Below are 15,228 nucleotides of genomic sequence, written 5' to 3'. Positions count from 1 at the left end.
TGAAGTCTTAAAAGAAGTTTAATAGTTATACAATTTCTCAATTAGATTCTCTTTTGGGCGCGATCGCTTATATTTTTGAGCAGTGCAGCGAATCCTGAAAAAGGAGAATATATTACGAGAAAACACAACTCTTATTCGTCTGGAAAAATGGGGAAAATTTCTTGCTTTTCCCGGTAATGCTTATATAGAAATTCCTCATTCTCCTCATTTTAATTTTGGTATGAGAGATTTTTCATTGTCTGCTTGGATATGGTTGCGATTGGTATTCCCGATTGCATGGATGCGAATTGTTTAGCAATCTCTCCCCTCAACCTGCCCCACTACTGCCCGCGATCGATTATAGTCCTTTAAGAAATGCCCTGATGCAGGAAAACTGGAAAGCCGCCGATCGCGAAACCGGGCGAATTCTCCTCGATATCTGTAATCGATCGCGACAACAAAAGCTCGATCGCGAAAATATTACCGCTTTTCCCTGCGAATCTCTCAAAATCCTTGACGATCTCTGGGTAAAATATTCTCAGGGACGCTTTGGTTACAGCGTACAGGCACGAATTTGGCAGGACATGCGGTTAGAATTGGGACGAGATGATGAAGAAGCCTTTGAGGTGTTTGGCGATCGCGTCGGTTGGCGAGAAACATAGGTGCTAAACGCTGTCCTTGATATTCAGAAACGCCAACAACTTTGTCCGGTGTAACCCGAAAGCATCTGTGAGTTCTGACTTCGCGATCGTAACGAGTTAAAATGCAGTGTTAAAATGCGATCGCACTCCTGCTCATCCAACTATGCTCGAAACCCTGCAAACTCAACTCTATCAACTCTCGCAATTTGCCGAGGCGATCGTAGCAGCACAACTCGATCGCCTCAGTCTCACCAGTATCGCGATCGTCTTGATAGCAGGTTTACTCACCAGTTTAACCCCTTGTATGCTCTCCATGCTGCCCATAACGATTGCTTACATTGGGGGGTATGAAGGAGAGGAAAATAGCGATCGCTGGCAAGGGACAATTCAATCCGCGTGGTTTGCTTTAGGCTTGGCCAGTACCTTAGCAGGTTTGGGAATTGTTGCCGCTTCTTTGGGTAAAGTTTACGGACAAATCGGCATTGGTTTACCGATTTTTGTGAGTTTAGTTGCAATTTTAATGGGATTGAATCTCTTAGAAATTATTCCTCTTAACTTTCCCTCTTTAGGAGGAAGCGATTGGATTTCTCCCCACTTTCCCAAAAGTATTCGCTCTTATTTATTAGGGTTGACCTTTGGCTTAGTCGCCTCTCCTTGCAGTACTCCTGTTTTAGCTGCGTTATTAGCATGGGTTGTTAAAACGCAAAATATTATGATGGGAGGAGCTTTACTCTTGTGTTATGCGATCGGTTATGTTACTCCCTTAATTTTAGCCGGAACTTTTACGGCTTCCATCAAAAAACTCTTAGAATTGCGTCGCTGGTCGAGTTGGATTAATCCGACTAGCGGTGTTTTGTTAATTGGTTTCGGTACATTTTCTCTCCTTTCTCGTATTTCCTTTTTGATTCCATGAGCTTAGAAGAAACATCTCCAGATTCATCATTTTCACTCGATCTGAAGCGTGCATTTCGCCGTAGTCTTAAAATTCTGGCGGATTTGCGCTTAGCCATTGTCCTATTGCTGGCGATCGCCTTATTTAGTATTTCGGGAACCGTTATCGAACAAGGACAAAGCCTCGCTTTTTATCAAGCCAACTATCCCGAAAATCCGGCATTGTTTGGCTTTTTAACATGGAAAGTTCTCTTGTTTTTAGGATTAGACCATGTTTATCGGACTTGGTGGTTTTTGTCGCTTTTAGTGGTTTTTGGGAGTAGTTTAACGGCTTGTAGTTTTACTCGACAAATTCCGACACTCAAATCCGCTCGACGCTGGAGTTATTACAAGAAAGCCAAGCAATTTACAAAATTGGTATTAAGCGCAGAATTAGATTCCGGCTCTCTCAATTCTCTCGCACCTTTATTGGAACAGAAAAATTACAAAATTTTTCGCGAAGGAGATAGTTTATATGCGCGAAAAGGGATTGTTGGACGTATCGGTCCCATCATCGTTCACATCGGCATGCTGGTGATTCTAGCCGGATCGATTTTGGGTGCAATGACGGGATTTTTTGCTCAAGAAATTGCACCAAGTGGTGGCACATTTCAGATTCGTAATATTATCGAGGCCGGACCGTTTGCCGCCAGCCAAATTCCTAAAAACTGGGCAGTTAAAGTGAATCGATTTTGGATTGATTATACGCCAGAGGGTGCGATCGATCAGTTTTATTCCGATCTTTCTGTTGTCGATCGCCAAGGAGAAGAGCTAGATCGAAAAACAATCTATGTCAATCAACCTCTTCGCTATCAAGGCGTTACCCTTTATCAAACCAATTGGGGAATTGATGCGGTTAAAGTGCAGTTAAATAATAGTCCTGTTTTCCGCCTACCAATGGCACAATTAAAGACAGGAGGACAAGGCAAATTTTGGGGGACGTGGGTGCCGACAAAACCAGATTTAAGCGATGGCGTATCTCTCATTGCCAGAGATTTACAAGGGATTTTATTTGTTTACGATAAAACGGGAAATTTAATCGGTGCGGTTCGAGAAGGAATGGGAATCGATCTCAATGGCGTAACCTTAAAAGTGTTAAAATTAGTGGGTTCTACGGGGCTACAAATCAAAGCCGATCCCGGTACACCAATTGTTTATAGTGGATTTGCGTTACTGATGCTTGGTGTTGTTATGAGTTATTTCTCTCACTCGCAAATTTGGGCTTTACAGGAAGGCGATCGCTTTTATCTGGGAGGAAAAACCAATCGGGCTAAAGTGACATTTGAACGAGAAATCTTGGCTGTTTTAGAGCAAGTTCAAAATGCGGCAAAATCTAATTCTACTCAACCTACAAAATAGTTAAAAATTAAAATAATGCAGGGAGTTACGCCCATTTCTTCAGATTTGCTACAGCAAACGCAAGATTATCTCAAAATTGCCCCAAACCCAGAGGCAATGGAAGGGAAAACAGAGATTTTGCAAGAAGGTTTGGCGGGTTTGGGAGCGCGATCGCTATTGGCTTTAAATGTCCCTCAAGCAGGGAGAAAACAAGAAGTCACGAAATTCGATTTTTTCTGTTTTCAAGAGGCATTAGCGCGATATTCTGGGACGTTAACCTTTACACAAAATCAACATCAAACGGCAGGTTCTTTTATTGCCAATGGAGAAAATGAAACACTGAAAGCTGATTATCTTTCTCTAATGCGTTGCGGTGAAATTTTAGTGGGGGTAGGATATTCCCATTTACGACGACAAGGAAAAATTTGTTTAAAAGCGATTGAAGTTCGAGGAGGCTATGAATTATCAGGTAATATTCCTTGGCTTACCGGATTCAATTTGTTTCAAGAAGCTGTTATTGCGGCTATATTAGAGGGCGATACTGCTAACGCAACGCTTCGCGATCGCATTCTTTTTGCTCTCATTCCTTTATCTCCATCTATTAGCGATAATTTACGCTTTTCTGTTCCGATGTCTTTAGCGGCAATGCCGTCAACAAATACAGTGAGTGTAGAATGCGATCGCTATTTTATCCCCTCGGAAAAAGTAATTGCCATTAAACCGGGAAACTGGATGCAGGAAAAGGATTGCCAAGGTATTTTAAACCCGACGGCTTCTATTTTGGGATGTGCGCGATCGGGGTTGGATATTGTGGAAAATGCGAGTAATACTCAATCTTTTATTGCCGATACTTTTCTCGCATTAGCTGCGAAACTGAATGATTGTCGTCAGAAAATCTTAGTCGCACTCGAAGAGCAAAATTTATCCAGTGAGGAACAGTTAGAATTAAGAGCCAAGGCGATCGCTTTAGCTAACCAGTGTAGTTTAGCTGCCATAACCGTATCGAGAGGAAGAGCAAATCAACAACACCATCCCGCACAACGAATTTATCGAGAAGCGCTCGTTTTTACCGTCACAGGACAAACTAATGCGGTCATGAAAGCAACATTAAAACAAATTTTAGGATAATACGCGAGATCGAAGCGATCGCGATATTCATAAAACTCTGAAAAACGACTCTACCAATTTTACAGCGAGGCAGAGTCGGTAATTTTTAATTGCATTTATTTTTAACTTTCTGTATTAAATCGAAAAGATTTGTAGCGCTGACTTTGACTCTTCCAGAGTTCTTCAATTTCATCGAGTTCTCGGTTCATCGCCGCCAGATAAACTTCCAAGATCGCGTTGCCAAATTCGCGATCGCGATCGGGTTCGCTTAGTTCTTCAGAAACTTCGAGCAAAACGTTAGCAACAGTATTATTATCTTGTAGCATGGTTTTATTCTCCTTACTATTCTGGCTAAACGCGGGCTAAATTGGGTTTTAAATCGTGCTGAGTTGAAAACGACCTCTCGTTACAGCATGAAGCATCCGATCGATCGCTTCTTGTTCCTCCACGCTTAAACTTTCGTTGGTTAAAGCAGTGAGTAAACCGTAGCGATCGGCTAATGTAATCACCCCTGTATGTGCCGTCGTTGCAAAAAGGTTAGATAGTGCGTTGGGAAGTAACTGGGCTTGGCTAATCATGACTCTCACTGTGAACTCTGAACTCCGAACAATCTTAGTATCGCCTTTTTTTTGGGGGTGAGGGGTGACGTACTTCGCTATCAATCGGCGAACTTCGTCAACCTGCGACCGGATGGCAATTACACTGTAAGAGAGACGAAAATCTGAGGAAACTGCGATCGCACAAGCCGGAAAGTTGCGATCGCCATCACTATCTCTACCGAAAATCCCCGGAGTTCAAGGAAAAGAAGTTAAATATACCTAACTAGATTTTCCCAACTCGCAGCATTTCGTTACCGCCTTTTTGGAATTCATAGTTGACGGATTCGATCTCAACTTGATACTTTTGTTCTATTAATTGTGCAATTAAAGGATCGAGATGCCACGATCGCGCCCCCGAGAAGTTCTCAACAATGGGAAAAATGCGAACTTCTTTAGCAACGCGGCACATTTCCCGAATGGCATTGAGGTGAAATTCTAAAGACAATTGTTCTGAATAGCAGAATAAAAAATGACCGCAAAGCGCCAGATCGAAAGTGCGATCGCGAAAAGGAAGTTCGGGTAATTCTGCCATCAGGTAGCGTTTTTCCAGAATTCCTGCTTCTAAATCTGCCAAAAATTTGGTCATTGCTGCTATTCTCAATTCCCCCAACCGTTGTGGAGAAGAAATTTCTTGCCAGACGAAGCGATCGAAATTCTGCTCTAATTTTTCGATAATAATCGGATAAGTCTCTTGAATGCGCTGGCGAATTTCCGCAACGCTAAATTGATAAACAGGATCGCAAGAAATAACCCGACACTGGTGCTGCGTCATTTCTGCATTAAAACTGGACGGTCCCCCCGCACAGTCAAGAATAGAAGCTCTAAAATCGCTCCTCGTCAAATGAAACATATTCAAATAATCTGCCAAAGAGCGTCCCCAAGGAACGACCTGTTCGAGTTTCATTTCACTGATAACTGATAACTGTTCACTGATGACTGAGAATGGGTTGCCTGGGGCTCGAACCCAGAACCAGTCGGTTAAAAGCCGAATACTCTACCATTGAGCTAGCAACCCGATCGCGTATTGCACACGAATATCTAAGATAGCAAAGAATAATGTAAAAGGGAAGGGTTCTGGGAAATTTTTTTTCACAACAGGGTAGCGCGGTTGGTTTGAAAAAGGTGGGAGAGCCTATCAAATAAGGGTTCTCCCCTCCGAGTTTGCACGATTTCCCCAGCAAGTTCGAAAAATTCGCGATCGCATTCACGATCGCTTTCCACGATCTTACTCGCGGCATAGAAAGTAATATCGTCGGTGCGAAATTCGTTGGTTTTTCCCGTTTGCCATTGTTTATCTTGGCAATGCCAAGATATCGATCGCCCTCTCAAGGTCAATTGAAACCACTCAATCTCATCATTTCGCAGATCCACAAACAGATCGAAGTAAGGCTCGCCCCCTTGATACCATATCCGTTCTAACCCGGCCGGGCGATCGTGACTGAGGAGCTTGCGATCGATGGCCCGTAAAGAGCGTCCGAGAGATTGAATTTCTTTGGGTTGCATTGGGTTAGGGTAAGGAGTAGGGAGCGATCGGGAATTGAGGCAATTATAGTGTTGAAATTTCTTCTAGAAAATACTGATGTCACCCTCCATCACGGATAAAACTTGGGACGCATTTAACCATTGCGTGTCAAAAGCGTGAATATGAGTGGTGGTAATTAAGGTTTGAAAGCGGTCTTGAATGGCTTCGAGGAGTTGGTTTTGGCGGCTGGGGTCTAATTCTGCCAAAACATCATCTAAGAGTAAAAGCGGAGCTTCGCCGATCACTTCTTCTATTAATTCTAGCTCAGCCAACTTCAAAGCTAAAACTAAAGTACGCTGTTGACCTTGAGAGCCGTAAAATCGGGCGGGGGTGCGATCGATGCTGAGTTCGATTTCATCGCGATGGGGTCCCACTAAGGTCGTCCCTTGATGGCGTTCGGGGATGGCGCGATCGCGAATGCGGGCAAAAAAGGCATTTTGGACGGCTTCGGGATCGTCGCGATCGCAATTCACGCTAGGAGTATAGTTAATTTCTAAGACTTCTTTTTCCCCACTAATCCGAGCGTGCCATTCTCGGGCAATGGGGGCAAGGCGAGCCAAACCCCGCGATCGCCGTCTTGTCACTCGCGATCCATTGGCTGCCAGTTGTGCGTCCCAGAGTGCCAGTTGGGTTAAACTGTCTGGGCTGGGTTTTTCGTCGGCTTTTTTGAGTTTTCGCAAGAGGGAATTGCGTTGGCGGAGAACGCGATCGTATTGTTGCAAAATATAAGCGTAGACGGGTTCGAGTTGAATGAGTAAGGAATCCAACCAATTACGCCGATTTTCCGGACTTCCTCGCACTAAATCCAAATCCAAACTGGAAAACTGCACGGCGTTGAGATGCCCGAGAAAATCCATTTGACGGCGCAAGTTTTCGTGATTGAGTCTGGCGGTTCTGCGGCCTTGTTTGCGGAGAATTAAGCCGAGATCGGTATCTCCATAGGCTCTTTTAACGGTAGCTTCAATTTGCGATGCGATCGCCCCTTCGTTGACTAAATCGCGATCGCGGCTGGTTCGATGACTTTTTAGGGTGGCGAGGAGTTCGACGGCTTCTAAAAGGTTGGATTTTCCTTGGGCGTTATTCCCGACAATAATTGTTTTTTGTGCCTCAAATTTCACTTCCTGTTCGAGGTAGTTGCGAAAATTTCTGACATATAAATTCTGCAAATACATTAATATTTATTGCTGGTTATTTGTTGTTGGTTATTAGTTACTCCCCTCTTGCTCTCCCCTCTTGGGAGGGGTTGGGGGTGGGTCGGGGTTGGGGGTGGGTTGTTGTTGGTTATTTATTATTTGTTAATCGATCTTTTCTTTTTGTTCTTCTCCATCTCGAACAAGGGGATAATTAATTTCTGGCCGTGACGACCATTCCCACATGGAGCCGGGGTAATTTTTGACCTCGAAACCCAAATCGACTAAAACTGCCGTCAGCCATGCCGATCGCACACCTCCAGTACAATAAGCTGCGATCGCGACTCCCGAAACGATGCCTTTTGCTTGCAATTTTGCCATTATTTCCCCTCGTCCCAAAAGTTTTCCCTCTCTATCTAGCAAATCTTTATAGTATAGGTGAATCGATCCTGCGAGATGTCCGCCTCGAGATTCGCCGTAGGGGGTTTGTCCTTCATATTCTCTAGTTTCTCGGGTATCAATAACAACCCAAGAATTTTGCGCGATCGCAGTTTTGAGTTCATTCGCGTTAATTTCCCAAGTGGTAAGGCGCTGTACGGTAAAGTTTCCCGGTTTGGGTGCAGGAGTTACCTTAACATTCGCGATCGCCTTGATGCCCCCATCGACGAGATAAGTTTGAGAATGTCCCAAAGTCCTTAACATCCAAACGATGCGTCCTTCTTCTCCCCATCCCCTCACAGGATCGCCGAAGACGACGACGGGGCGATCGCGATCGATCCCCAAGGCTTGTAATTTTTCTGTTAATACGGCATCATCCTCGAGCAGTTTGCCTCGGTGGGGGGCATTCGGTTGAGAAAAATCCTGCCATGCAACAGAATGAGAATTTTTCGGGCGTTGGTGGCGTAAATTAAAGGGACGGGCATCAAGGAGAGTCGCCTCTTGTTGGATGAGTTCTCGGGCGCGATCGCCATCAATAATCCATTGTTCTTCCTGTTGTTGGGGTAAAACAAACTCAGAGGGAGAACTTTCTTGCGAGGGGTCTCGTCTGCGAAATTCGGGCAGAAAGAGAAAGGCTGAGAAAAGGAGGGCGATCGCGATCGCGAACAAAGAAATTTTTAAAGACATGAATGAATCTCAAACAAATCTCATTTATTTTATTATTTTCTGAAAATAACCGTAAAACTTGACAATACTGCTCGATTACCCATTACCCATATCTTGATTTATGATTCGCCTTTACGAGTTTTTGTTCAGAGGAGGACCGATTATGTATCCTCTTCTTCTCCTCTCTGTTTTTACCCTTGCTTGTGCCTTAGATCGAAGCTGGTTTTGGGTACGCTTATTAGTTCAAGAAGATCGCATTGCACGGGATGTTCTCGAAATGGCAAAAATTGATTTAGTGAAAGCGGCTGATATTGCTAAAGGTGCGAGTTATTTGCCTATCGGTCGTTTTTTAGTCGCTCCCCTACAATTAACAACCCCTTCCCCAGAAACATTTCGCCTCGCAATGGAAGCGGCAGGAGATAAGGAATTTGCGAAGATGCAAAAGGGAGAAAAGTTTCTCGAAACGACGGTAGCCGTCGCGCCTTTATTGGGATTATTGGGAACGGTCACGGGACTCATTCGAACCTTTGAAAACTTAAATATCGGGTCGGGAAATGCGATCGATACCGCTCGGGCGGCGGCGGGGATTGGTGAGGCATTAATTACTACGGCGGCAGGTATGATTGTGGCGATTTTGGCACTTTTAGTATTTCGAGTCATGGTAACTTTACAAGCACAACAAATGGATTATTTTTCCGCAATTGGTAGCGAGTTAGAGTTGATTTATCGTCAAGAGTGGTACGAGCCGAATTTTCAATCTCTGCCCGCCTCTTTTTTACCTTCTGGGGAAGAGCGCGATCGCTAAAGCATTACAACTGCTATAATTCAAATAACATGATTCTCTTTGTATTGAATCTCTCAGATCGATCGAAACCGATCAAATAAAAATGTATAAAACAATTCATCTTTCTGAAATTAGCAAAAAAATCCCTGAGTTTTCGGATAATGTAGAAGGCCAACCGATCGCAATTGTCGAAAATGGCAAGCCCGTGATGGTCGCCCTCAGCTATGAATTATATGCTTCTATGCTTGAAACTCTGGAAATATTATCTGATTCTGAATTTACTGCTCAATTGAAACTAGGTATCCAAGAGGATCGAGAAGGAAAGCGAGTAAGCTGGGAAGAAGCAAAGAAAAAATTAGGTTGGGAATAAGTGGCTCAATTTATTTAGAAAAGATGGAATATGAAATCGAATTGCTTCCTCTAACCATTCAACTTCTTGCCAAAATCAAAGATTTAAGAGAACAAGAAATCCTGCGTCAAAGGATTGAAAAACTCAAGCAAGATCCAGAAAAACAAGGCAAACCTTTATCGGGTCAATTTAAGGGCTATCGCAGCATTCGGGCTGTTGGTCAACGCTATCGAATTGTCTATCGAATCGATCGCGATCGTATTATCGTAATTATTGTGGGGGTTGGTATGCGTCGAGAAGGCGATCGCGATGATATCTATAGTATTTTGGCAAAGAAATTAGAAGATGTATAATTATTTCAAAGAAGTGGGTCAACTTCTCCTAGAAACAACAGATTTGCGCTTAATGGTATTTGCCGCAAAAACGGAGGAAATTGTCAAATGGATACTTTAGATCGATATCGCGATGCCCTCGATCGCATTCTGCAAAGATATGCTAATTTACCCTATCGTTATGGCGACGTAAGAACTTTTTTGGTAGTGAGTGGCGATCGCAATCAATTTATCCTCATGGATGAAGGTTGGCAAGATGGATTTCGGGTTCACGGTCTCATTGTTCATGTCGAAATTCGCGATGATAAAATTTGGATTCATCGCGATGGCATTGAAGACGGAATTACCGCCGAACTTATCGAGACTGGAGTCCCCAAGGAAAATATCGTTCTCGCTTTTCATCCTCCCGATGTTCGACAATATACCGAATTTGCGATCGGCTGATTTTTGCTGGCTGCTAAAGCAAAATAACGAGCCAAGTGGTAAAGTAGAAAGACTATTTTGAATTCTAGCCGAACCTTTGCAAAACGCTAAAATTACCCTCTCTCAATTAGAAAATTTCCTCTTTAAAGCGGCGGATATACTGCGAGGAAAAATGGACGCTTCGGAGTTTAAGGAGTTCATTTTTGGGATGCTATTCCTCAAACGCTTATCGGATGAGTTCGATCGCAAGCTGGAACAATTACGACGGGAATATGCTCATCTTAAGGAAAAAGATCCCGAAGAGTTTGCAAAGATACTAATAGAGCAAGATTCTTATGGGGAAACTTTTTTTGTGCCAACTCGAGCCCGGTGGCATGAATCTTGGTTTGATAAGGATGAGGAGGGTAATGATGTTCTCATACCACCGATTAAACATTTGAAGCAAGATATCGGCAATTTGCTCAATAAGGCATTAGGGGCGATCGAGGATGAAAATGCTTCTCTGACGGGGGTTTTAAAGAATAATATTAATTTTAATGCGATTAAGGGGAAAACGAAGATTCCCGATCGCAAATGGAAGGATTTAATCGATCATTTTAACGATCCGGATTTTGTTCTGATTAATGAAAATTTTGAGTTTCCGGACTTGTTGGGGGCGGCTTATGAGTATTTGATTAAGTTCTTTGCGGATAGTGCGGGGAAAAAAGGAGGGGAGTTTTATACCCCGGCGGAGGTGGTTCGGCTAATGGTACGTTTAGTGAAGCCGGAAGCGGGCAATCGCATCTACGATCCGACGGTGGGATCTGGAGGATTTCTCATTCAATCCTATCAGTATGTAGAAGAACAGGGACAAGATGCCAATAATCTCATGTTATACGGGCAGGACTCTAATGGCACGGTGTGGTCGATCTGCAATATGAATATTATTCTGCACAATATCACTCGCTTTACGATTGAGAATGGGGATACGTTGGAGGATCCGCAGATTTTAGAAAATGGACAGATCCGCAAGTTCGATCGCGTCTTGGCTAATCCACCTTTTTCTCAAAACTATAGTAAGAAAAATTTAAAGTTTGTCAATCGCTTTCGGGAGTTTTGTCCGGAGACAGGGAAAAAAGCAGATCTCATGTTCGTACAGCACGCGATCGCAAGTTTGCAGGAGGAGGGACGCATGGCGATCGTCATGCCTCATGGGGTACTATTTCGCGGAGGTAAGGAGAAGCTGATCCGCGAGATTTTGATTGAGGATGATGTTATCGAGGCGATTATTAGTTTGCCTCCGGGTTTATTTTACGGGACGGGAATTCCGGCTTGTATTTTGGTGGGGAATAAGAGTAAGTCGGATGAGTTGCGCGATCGCATTCTCTTTATCAATGGCGATCGCGAATATGCGGAGGGAAAGGCACAAAATAAGCTGCGTCCGGAGGATATTGAAAAGATCGATTATGTGTTTACGAACAAGAAGGAGTATGCAAAGTATAGTCGTTTGGTGAGTAAGGAGGAAATCGCGGAACAGCACGATTATAATCTCAATATTCGCCGCTATGTGGACAATACCCCGGAACCGGAGCCGGAGGATGTGACGGGACATCTCATCGGGGGGATTCCCGACGGGGAGATCGAGGCGCGATCGCCGGAGTTTGCGCGTTTTGGCATCGAAGCAAGGGAACTTTTTCAACCGTTGCGATCGGGTTATCAGCAGTTTTCTGAGGAAATTGAGGAGAAGGGGGAGATTAAAAGGACATTGGAGGCAAATTCTAGTTTGCAAGCTGCGATCGCCTTTCATTATCGGACGTTAGAGGACTGGTGGCAGGTGGCGCGAGATGATTTTGCCCTATTGCGGGAGGGGAAGAAAATGCCGGAGGTGCGGCGGGAGTTATTATTGGGTTTAAAGGAGAAGTTACTTCCCTTGGGGATCTTGGATGAGTTTCAAGGGGCGGGAGTTTTTGTGAATTGGTGGCAACAGATTCGCTATGATTTGAAAACGATTATTAACACGGGGTGGCATCATACTTTGATTCCCAATGATTATCTCATTGCTGAGTTTTTTGGGGATGAGGTGAGGAAAATTGAGGAGTTAGAGAGCAAGATCGGGGCGACGCAAGGGGAACTTAGTGAGGCGGTGGAGATGGCGCAGGAGGTGGCGAATTATGAACCGGATGAGGGTGAGACGGTGACGGCTACGACGATCAAGAGGGTTTTAAAGGCGTTGATGGACGATTTGAAGGGGGTTGAAGGGATTTCGGCGTTGCGGGAGTATAGGCGATATAAGACGGAATATGAGGCAATTAATCGGATTCAGAAGCACATTGCAACTTTGAAAAGGAGTTTGCAGAAGAAGCGGGATGAGTTAGACTTAAAGTTACGTTTGAAGCGCATTGGAGAAGATGAGTTTAAGCTGGAAACTCAGGAGTTAATTACCGGCGTGACGGTAAAGTTAGCAGAATTAGATCCAGATAAGAAGGAGGATAAAAGGAAGGTGAATGCTTTATTGAAGGATCGGGAGTTTCTTGAAACTCGCCTCTCTCGGATTAATAAGTTATTGGCGGAAATTGGGGGACAGTTGACCTCAGAGGAAGCAAAAATGTTAATCTTGAAAAAGCTCTATGATTGGATAAAGGAACATCTGACTCGCTATCTCAATGCTGCGAAAAGATCGCTGATTGCTTCGATTGAGAAGTTATGGGACAAGTACGCGGTTTCGATGCAGGAGTTGGAGGTAGAGAGAGAGGAGACTATGCAGGTTTTGAATGAATATTTGAGTCAGTTGGGGTATTTTCATTAAGGATTGATCAGTTGTTGTAAATCGATGGATAGATCGGGGAAGGCGAGAGGGGAAAGTGTTCCGGTGGTCAGGGTTTGTGTTGTTGTATAAGTATTGTTTTCTAAGTTGCGAAAAATGATGAGTTCTCGATCGCGTAGATTTAAAACCCAATATTCAAGAATTCCGGCTTCGGCGTAAATGGCTTTTTTTATGGTTAGATCTCGCTGTAAGGTCGTGTTGGAAATTTCAATAAGCCAAAATATATCTTTCGGGTGAGGGTGGCGATCGCGGTAAATGGCTCCAAGGGGTCGGACAATGGCGATATCTGGGATCGGTTCCGAGTGGTCGGGAAGGGCGATCGGATGGGATTCTCGGACTTTGGCACGTTGCCCGAGGATATTTCTCAGATAGTCACTATTTTCACTATTATTGTAGGCGTGGGGTTCTCGTTCTGGGGACATAACGATGAGTTCGCCTCGTAAAAGTTCGAGGTTTTGGTCGGTAAATAATCCTGCGTCGATCGCTTGATGGTAGCGATCGCTTGTCCATTTGTAGGTGGTGAGAGTCATGGTAGCGATCGGGATGTTAGGCTTGACATGAGGGCGATTTTCTTTTTATCTCTTGTTTTGGGTCGTTGAATGCTATTTTAGCGCGATCGTTTTTGAGACAAGGGGAGATTTTGCAAAAAGTTTGATGTTTTTCAAGGGTTATAGGAGGTCATTGATGTATAGAATGGAGATAAAAGGGAGAAAATAGGGGGATTGAGTGTGAGCGGTATAGAAGGATGGAAATTAAAACGACTTGAAGAAATAGGAGAAATCTATTCAGGTTCTACTCCTTTAACTACTAATCCAGTTTTTTGGAATGGCGATATTATTTGGGTAACACCGAATGATCTCAGCTGTTTAAATACGACTTATGTAAAAGATTCAAGTAAGAAAATAACAAAACAAGGATTAAAAAATTGTTCGGCTCATATACTTCCATCTGGCTCGATCGTTATTTCATCACGCGCCCCCATTGGTTATATTGCAATTTCTAAAATCGAATTTTGTACAAGTCAAGGATGTAAAAGTTTTAAACTTAAGCCAGAATATAACTCCGAATTTGTTTATTATAACCTTGCTTTTAACATTCACAAGATAAAGAATATTGGAGAAGGAACAACTTTTACAGAAATTTCAAAAACTGCATTAGCAAAAATAAAAATTCCTTTTCTTGAGAATAAAAAAGAACAAGAAAAAATCGCTGATATTCTCTCGACAATCGATCGCGCGATTTCTCAAACAGAAGCGATCGCAGCAAAACAGCAGCGAATAAAAACCGGACTGATGCAGGACTTGTTAACCAAAGGAATCGACGAAAATGGTAATATTCGCAAGGAAGAAACCCACAAGTTTAAGGATTCACCACTAGGACGCATTCCTGTAGAATGGGCTGTAGAAAATTTTGGAAGTAGAGTTAGTGAAAGTGCTTTTGGTCCTCGATTTTCATCAACTGCATATTCTAAAAATGGTAATTTTGCTTTATTAAGAACGACTGATGTTGATATTCAAGGAAATATATCTTATGAAAAAATGCCTTTAGTGAATTTACCAAATTCAGAATTTAACAAGCATATTTTTAAAAAAGATGATCTTTTAATAACACGGAGTGGAACTTGTGGTATTACATCCGTATTTAGTGATTTTAGCCTTCCCACGATACCCGGAGCATTTTTAATTCGATTTCGTCTTATTAAAGAGCTTGTTTGTCCTGAATATGTCAAAATTTATTTTAATTGGTCCGGTGGACGTAAGCATTTACTTTATCTGGCAGAAGGAGGTGTTCAAAAGAACTTGAAAGGTTCTAGCATTAACCAAATGTTATTTCCATTCCCTAGTATTGAAGAACAGCAGCGAATTGTCAAAAGATTTGATTTAATTCAAAATAAAATTTTCTTAACTATACAGAATATAAAAAAGTTAAAATACACAAAAACAGCCCTCATGCAAGACCTCCTCACCGGCAAAGTCCGCGTCACCCAATTACTCAAAAATCCTTAAATCAAACCCATGATTAATCGAGAACAATGACAATCTGAAATCAGGTAGAAACATTCAATTGAAAATCTCTAATGTTTGTGTTGGGTTACGCACTTCGCTAACTACGGTATTACAGTTCATTTTCCGGATTTGAGATAATGATTAAAATTGAGAATACCCTTGCGATCGCAAAATCCCCAAC

18 protein-coding genes and 1 tRNA gene are annotated in these 15,228 nt (G+C 43.0%); 11 read left to right on the top strand and 8 right to left on the bottom strand.

The features are described 5' to 3' along the window. Nucleotides 1-82 precede the first annotated feature (82 nt). The 5 genes from AC6RV6_RS08850 to AC6RV6_RS08830 all read left to right on the top strand — a co-directional run bounded on the left by AC6RV6_RS08850 (nucleotide 83) and on the right by AC6RV6_RS08830 (nucleotide 4,016). Nucleotides 83-295, top strand: a complete 213-nt coding sequence (locus tag AC6RV6_RS08850; RefSeq protein ID WP_500240477.1) for a hypothetical protein — start codon at nucleotides 83-85, stop codon at nucleotides 293-295. After that, nucleotides 288-641, top strand: coding sequence for a GUN4 domain-containing protein (locus tag AC6RV6_RS08845; RefSeq protein WP_500240476.1), 354 nt, complete (start codon nucleotides 288-290; stop codon nucleotides 639-641). Before AC6RV6_RS08850 ends, AC6RV6_RS08845 begins: the two co-directional genes overlap by 8 nt. Nucleotides 642-783: 142 nt before the next feature. Further along, nucleotides 784-1,533, top strand: coding sequence for a cytochrome c biogenesis protein CcdA (locus AC6RV6_RS08840; protein ID WP_500240567.1), 750 nt, complete (start codon nucleotides 784-786; stop codon nucleotides 1,531-1,533). Then, nucleotides 1,530-2,909 (top strand): cytochrome c biogenesis protein, encoded by a 1,380-nt coding sequence (locus tag AC6RV6_RS08835; protein ID WP_500240475.1) that lies wholly within the window; start codon nucleotides 1,530-1,532, stop codon nucleotides 2,907-2,909. Before AC6RV6_RS08840 ends, AC6RV6_RS08835 begins: the two co-directional genes overlap by 4 nt. A 15-nt stretch (nucleotides 2,910-2,924) precedes the next feature. Further along, the gene (locus tag AC6RV6_RS08830; protein WP_500240474.1) at nucleotides 2,925-4,016 is read left to right on the top strand and encodes an acyl-CoA dehydrogenase family protein; all 1,092 of its coding nucleotides are present in this window, start codon (nucleotides 2,925-2,927) and stop codon (nucleotides 4,014-4,016) included. A 101-nt stretch (nucleotides 4,017-4,117) separates the two neighbouring features. Here AC6RV6_RS08830 and AC6RV6_RS08825 read toward each other — a convergent pair whose 3' ends face one another. From AC6RV6_RS08825 to AC6RV6_RS08795, 7 genes are all read right to left on the bottom strand, one after another. Next, on the bottom strand, nucleotides 4,118-4,321 hold the full coding sequence (locus tag AC6RV6_RS08825; protein ID WP_500240473.1) for a hypothetical protein: 204 nt from the start codon (nucleotides 4,319-4,321) through the stop codon (nucleotides 4,118-4,120). A gap of 48 nt (nucleotides 4,322-4,369) precedes the next feature. Then, entirely contained in the window at nucleotides 4,370-4,573 is a 204-nt protein-coding gene (locus AC6RV6_RS08820) for a hypothetical protein (RefSeq protein ID WP_500240472.1), read from the bottom strand. A gap of 244 nt (nucleotides 4,574-4,817) precedes the next feature. Then, nucleotides 4,818-5,498: a class I SAM-dependent methyltransferase gene (locus tag AC6RV6_RS08815; RefSeq protein WP_500240471.1), complete on the bottom strand. Its 681-nt coding sequence runs from the start codon at nucleotides 5,496-5,498 to the stop codon at nucleotides 4,818-4,820. A gap of 39 nt (nucleotides 5,499-5,537) precedes the next feature. Then, nucleotides 5,538-5,609: transfer RNA gene (locus AC6RV6_RS08810), tRNA-Lys, on the bottom strand. A 74-nt stretch (nucleotides 5,610-5,683) separates the two neighbouring features. Next, nucleotides 5,684-6,097, bottom strand: coding sequence for a hypothetical protein (locus AC6RV6_RS08805; RefSeq protein WP_500240470.1), 414 nt, complete (start codon nucleotides 6,095-6,097; stop codon nucleotides 5,684-5,686). Between the two features lie 63 nt (nucleotides 6,098-6,160). Further along, nucleotides 6,161-7,288, bottom strand: a complete 1,128-nt coding sequence (recF, locus tag AC6RV6_RS08800) for a DNA replication/repair protein RecF (RefSeq protein WP_500240469.1) — start codon at nucleotides 7,286-7,288, stop codon at nucleotides 6,161-6,163. Nucleotides 7,289-7,411: 123 nt separating this feature from the next. Then, nucleotides 7,412-8,371: a sulfurtransferase gene (locus AC6RV6_RS08795; RefSeq protein ID WP_500240468.1), complete on the bottom strand. Its 960-nt coding sequence runs from the start codon at nucleotides 8,369-8,371 to the stop codon at nucleotides 7,412-7,414. A 100-nt stretch (nucleotides 8,372-8,471) separates the two neighbouring features. Between AC6RV6_RS08795 and AC6RV6_RS08790 the strand changes: the two genes are divergently transcribed. The 5 genes from AC6RV6_RS08790 (at nucleotide 8,472) to AC6RV6_RS08770 (ending at nucleotide 13,023) form a co-directional block, all read left to right on the top strand. Beyond that, the gene (locus tag AC6RV6_RS08790; RefSeq protein ID WP_500240467.1) at nucleotides 8,472-9,155 is read left to right on the top strand and encodes a MotA/TolQ/ExbB proton channel family protein; all 684 of its coding nucleotides are present in this window, start codon (nucleotides 8,472-8,474) and stop codon (nucleotides 9,153-9,155) included. An 82-nt stretch (nucleotides 9,156-9,237) separates the two neighbouring features. Next, complete coding sequence (locus AC6RV6_RS08785) at nucleotides 9,238-9,504, top strand: type II toxin-antitoxin system Phd/YefM family antitoxin (RefSeq protein ID WP_500240466.1); 267 nt, start codon at nucleotides 9,238-9,240, stop codon at nucleotides 9,502-9,504. A gap of 23 nt (nucleotides 9,505-9,527) precedes the next feature. Beyond that, entirely contained in the window at nucleotides 9,528-9,836 is a 309-nt protein-coding gene (locus AC6RV6_RS08780; RefSeq protein ID WP_500240465.1) for a type II toxin-antitoxin system RelE family toxin, read from the top strand. 87 nt (nucleotides 9,837-9,923) lie between these two features. Further along, nucleotides 9,924-10,259 (top strand): XisI protein, encoded by a 336-nt coding sequence (locus AC6RV6_RS08775; RefSeq protein WP_500240464.1) that lies wholly within the window; start codon nucleotides 9,924-9,926, stop codon nucleotides 10,257-10,259. 76 nt (nucleotides 10,260-10,335) lie between these two features. Next, nucleotides 10,336-13,023, top strand: a complete 2,688-nt coding sequence (locus AC6RV6_RS08770) for a type I restriction-modification system subunit M (RefSeq protein WP_500240463.1) — start codon at nucleotides 10,336-10,338, stop codon at nucleotides 13,021-13,023. On the opposite strand, the gene AC6RV6_RS08765 is transcribed toward AC6RV6_RS08770, so the two are convergent. Beyond that, complete coding sequence (locus tag AC6RV6_RS08765) at nucleotides 13,020-13,571, bottom strand: Uma2 family endonuclease (protein ID WP_500240462.1); 552 nt, start codon at nucleotides 13,569-13,571, stop codon at nucleotides 13,020-13,022. The two genes, AC6RV6_RS08770 and AC6RV6_RS08765, sit on opposite strands and share 4 nt — an antisense overlap. 198 nt (nucleotides 13,572-13,769) lie before the next feature. On the opposite strand from AC6RV6_RS08765, the gene AC6RV6_RS08760 reads away from it, so the two are divergent. Then, nucleotides 13,770-15,047 carry a restriction endonuclease subunit S gene (locus AC6RV6_RS08760; RefSeq protein ID WP_500240461.1) on the top strand — a complete coding sequence of 426 codons (1,278 nt, stop codon included), beginning with the start codon at nucleotides 13,770-13,772 and terminating at the stop codon, nucleotides 15,045-15,047. The last annotated feature ends 181 nt before the right edge of the window (nucleotides 15,048-15,228 follow it).

The sequence above is a fragment of the Spirulina sp. LEGE 11439 genome, from assembly GCF_059821285.1.
This window is presented reverse-complemented; position numbering and strand designations above follow the sequence as displayed.

Coding starts and splice junctions, on each gene's coding strand:
- AC6RV6_RS08825 (WP_500240473.1), bottom strand. CDS start 4,321: ATGCTACAAGATAATAATACTGTTGCTAACGTTTTGCTCGAAGTTTCT.
- AC6RV6_RS08830 (WP_500240474.1), top strand. CDS start 2,925: ATGCAGGGAGTTACGCCCATTTCTTCAGATTTGCTACAGCAAACGCAA.
- AC6RV6_RS08815 (WP_500240471.1), bottom strand. CDS start 5,498: ATGAAACTCGAACAGGTCGTTCCTTGGGGACGCTCTTTGGCAGATTAT.
- AC6RV6_RS08805 (WP_500240470.1), bottom strand. CDS start 6,097: ATGCAACCCAAAGAAATTCAATCTCTCGGACGCTCTTTACGGGCCATC.
- AC6RV6_RS08840 (WP_500240567.1), top strand. CDS start 784: ATGCTCGAAACCCTGCAAACTCAACTCTATCAACTCTCGCAATTTGCC.
- AC6RV6_RS08795 (WP_500240468.1), bottom strand. CDS start 8,371: ATGTCTTTAAAAATTTCTTTGTTCGCGATCGCGATCGCCCTCCTTTTC.
- AC6RV6_RS08820 (WP_500240472.1), bottom strand. CDS start 4,573: ATGATTAGCCAAGCCCAGTTACTTCCCAACGCACTATCTAACCTTTTT.
- AC6RV6_RS08765 (WP_500240462.1), bottom strand. CDS start 13,571: ATGACTCTCACCACCTACAAATGGACAAGCGATCGCTACCATCAAGCG.
- AC6RV6_RS08775 (WP_500240464.1), top strand. CDS start 9,924: ATGGATACTTTAGATCGATATCGCGATGCCCTCGATCGCATTCTGCAA.
- recF (WP_500240469.1), bottom strand. CDS start 7,288: ATGTATTTGCAGAATTTATATGTCAGAAATTTTCGCAACTACCTCGAA.
- AC6RV6_RS08835 (WP_500240475.1), top strand. CDS start 1,530: ATGAGCTTAGAAGAAACATCTCCAGATTCATCATTTTCACTCGATCTG.
- AC6RV6_RS08785 (WP_500240466.1), top strand. CDS start 9,238: ATGTATAAAACAATTCATCTTTCTGAAATTAGCAAAAAAATCCCTGAG.
- AC6RV6_RS08790 (WP_500240467.1), top strand. CDS start 8,472: ATGATTCGCCTTTACGAGTTTTTGTTCAGAGGAGGACCGATTATGTAT.
- AC6RV6_RS08780 (WP_500240465.1), top strand. CDS start 9,528: ATGGAATATGAAATCGAATTGCTTCCTCTAACCATTCAACTTCTTGCC.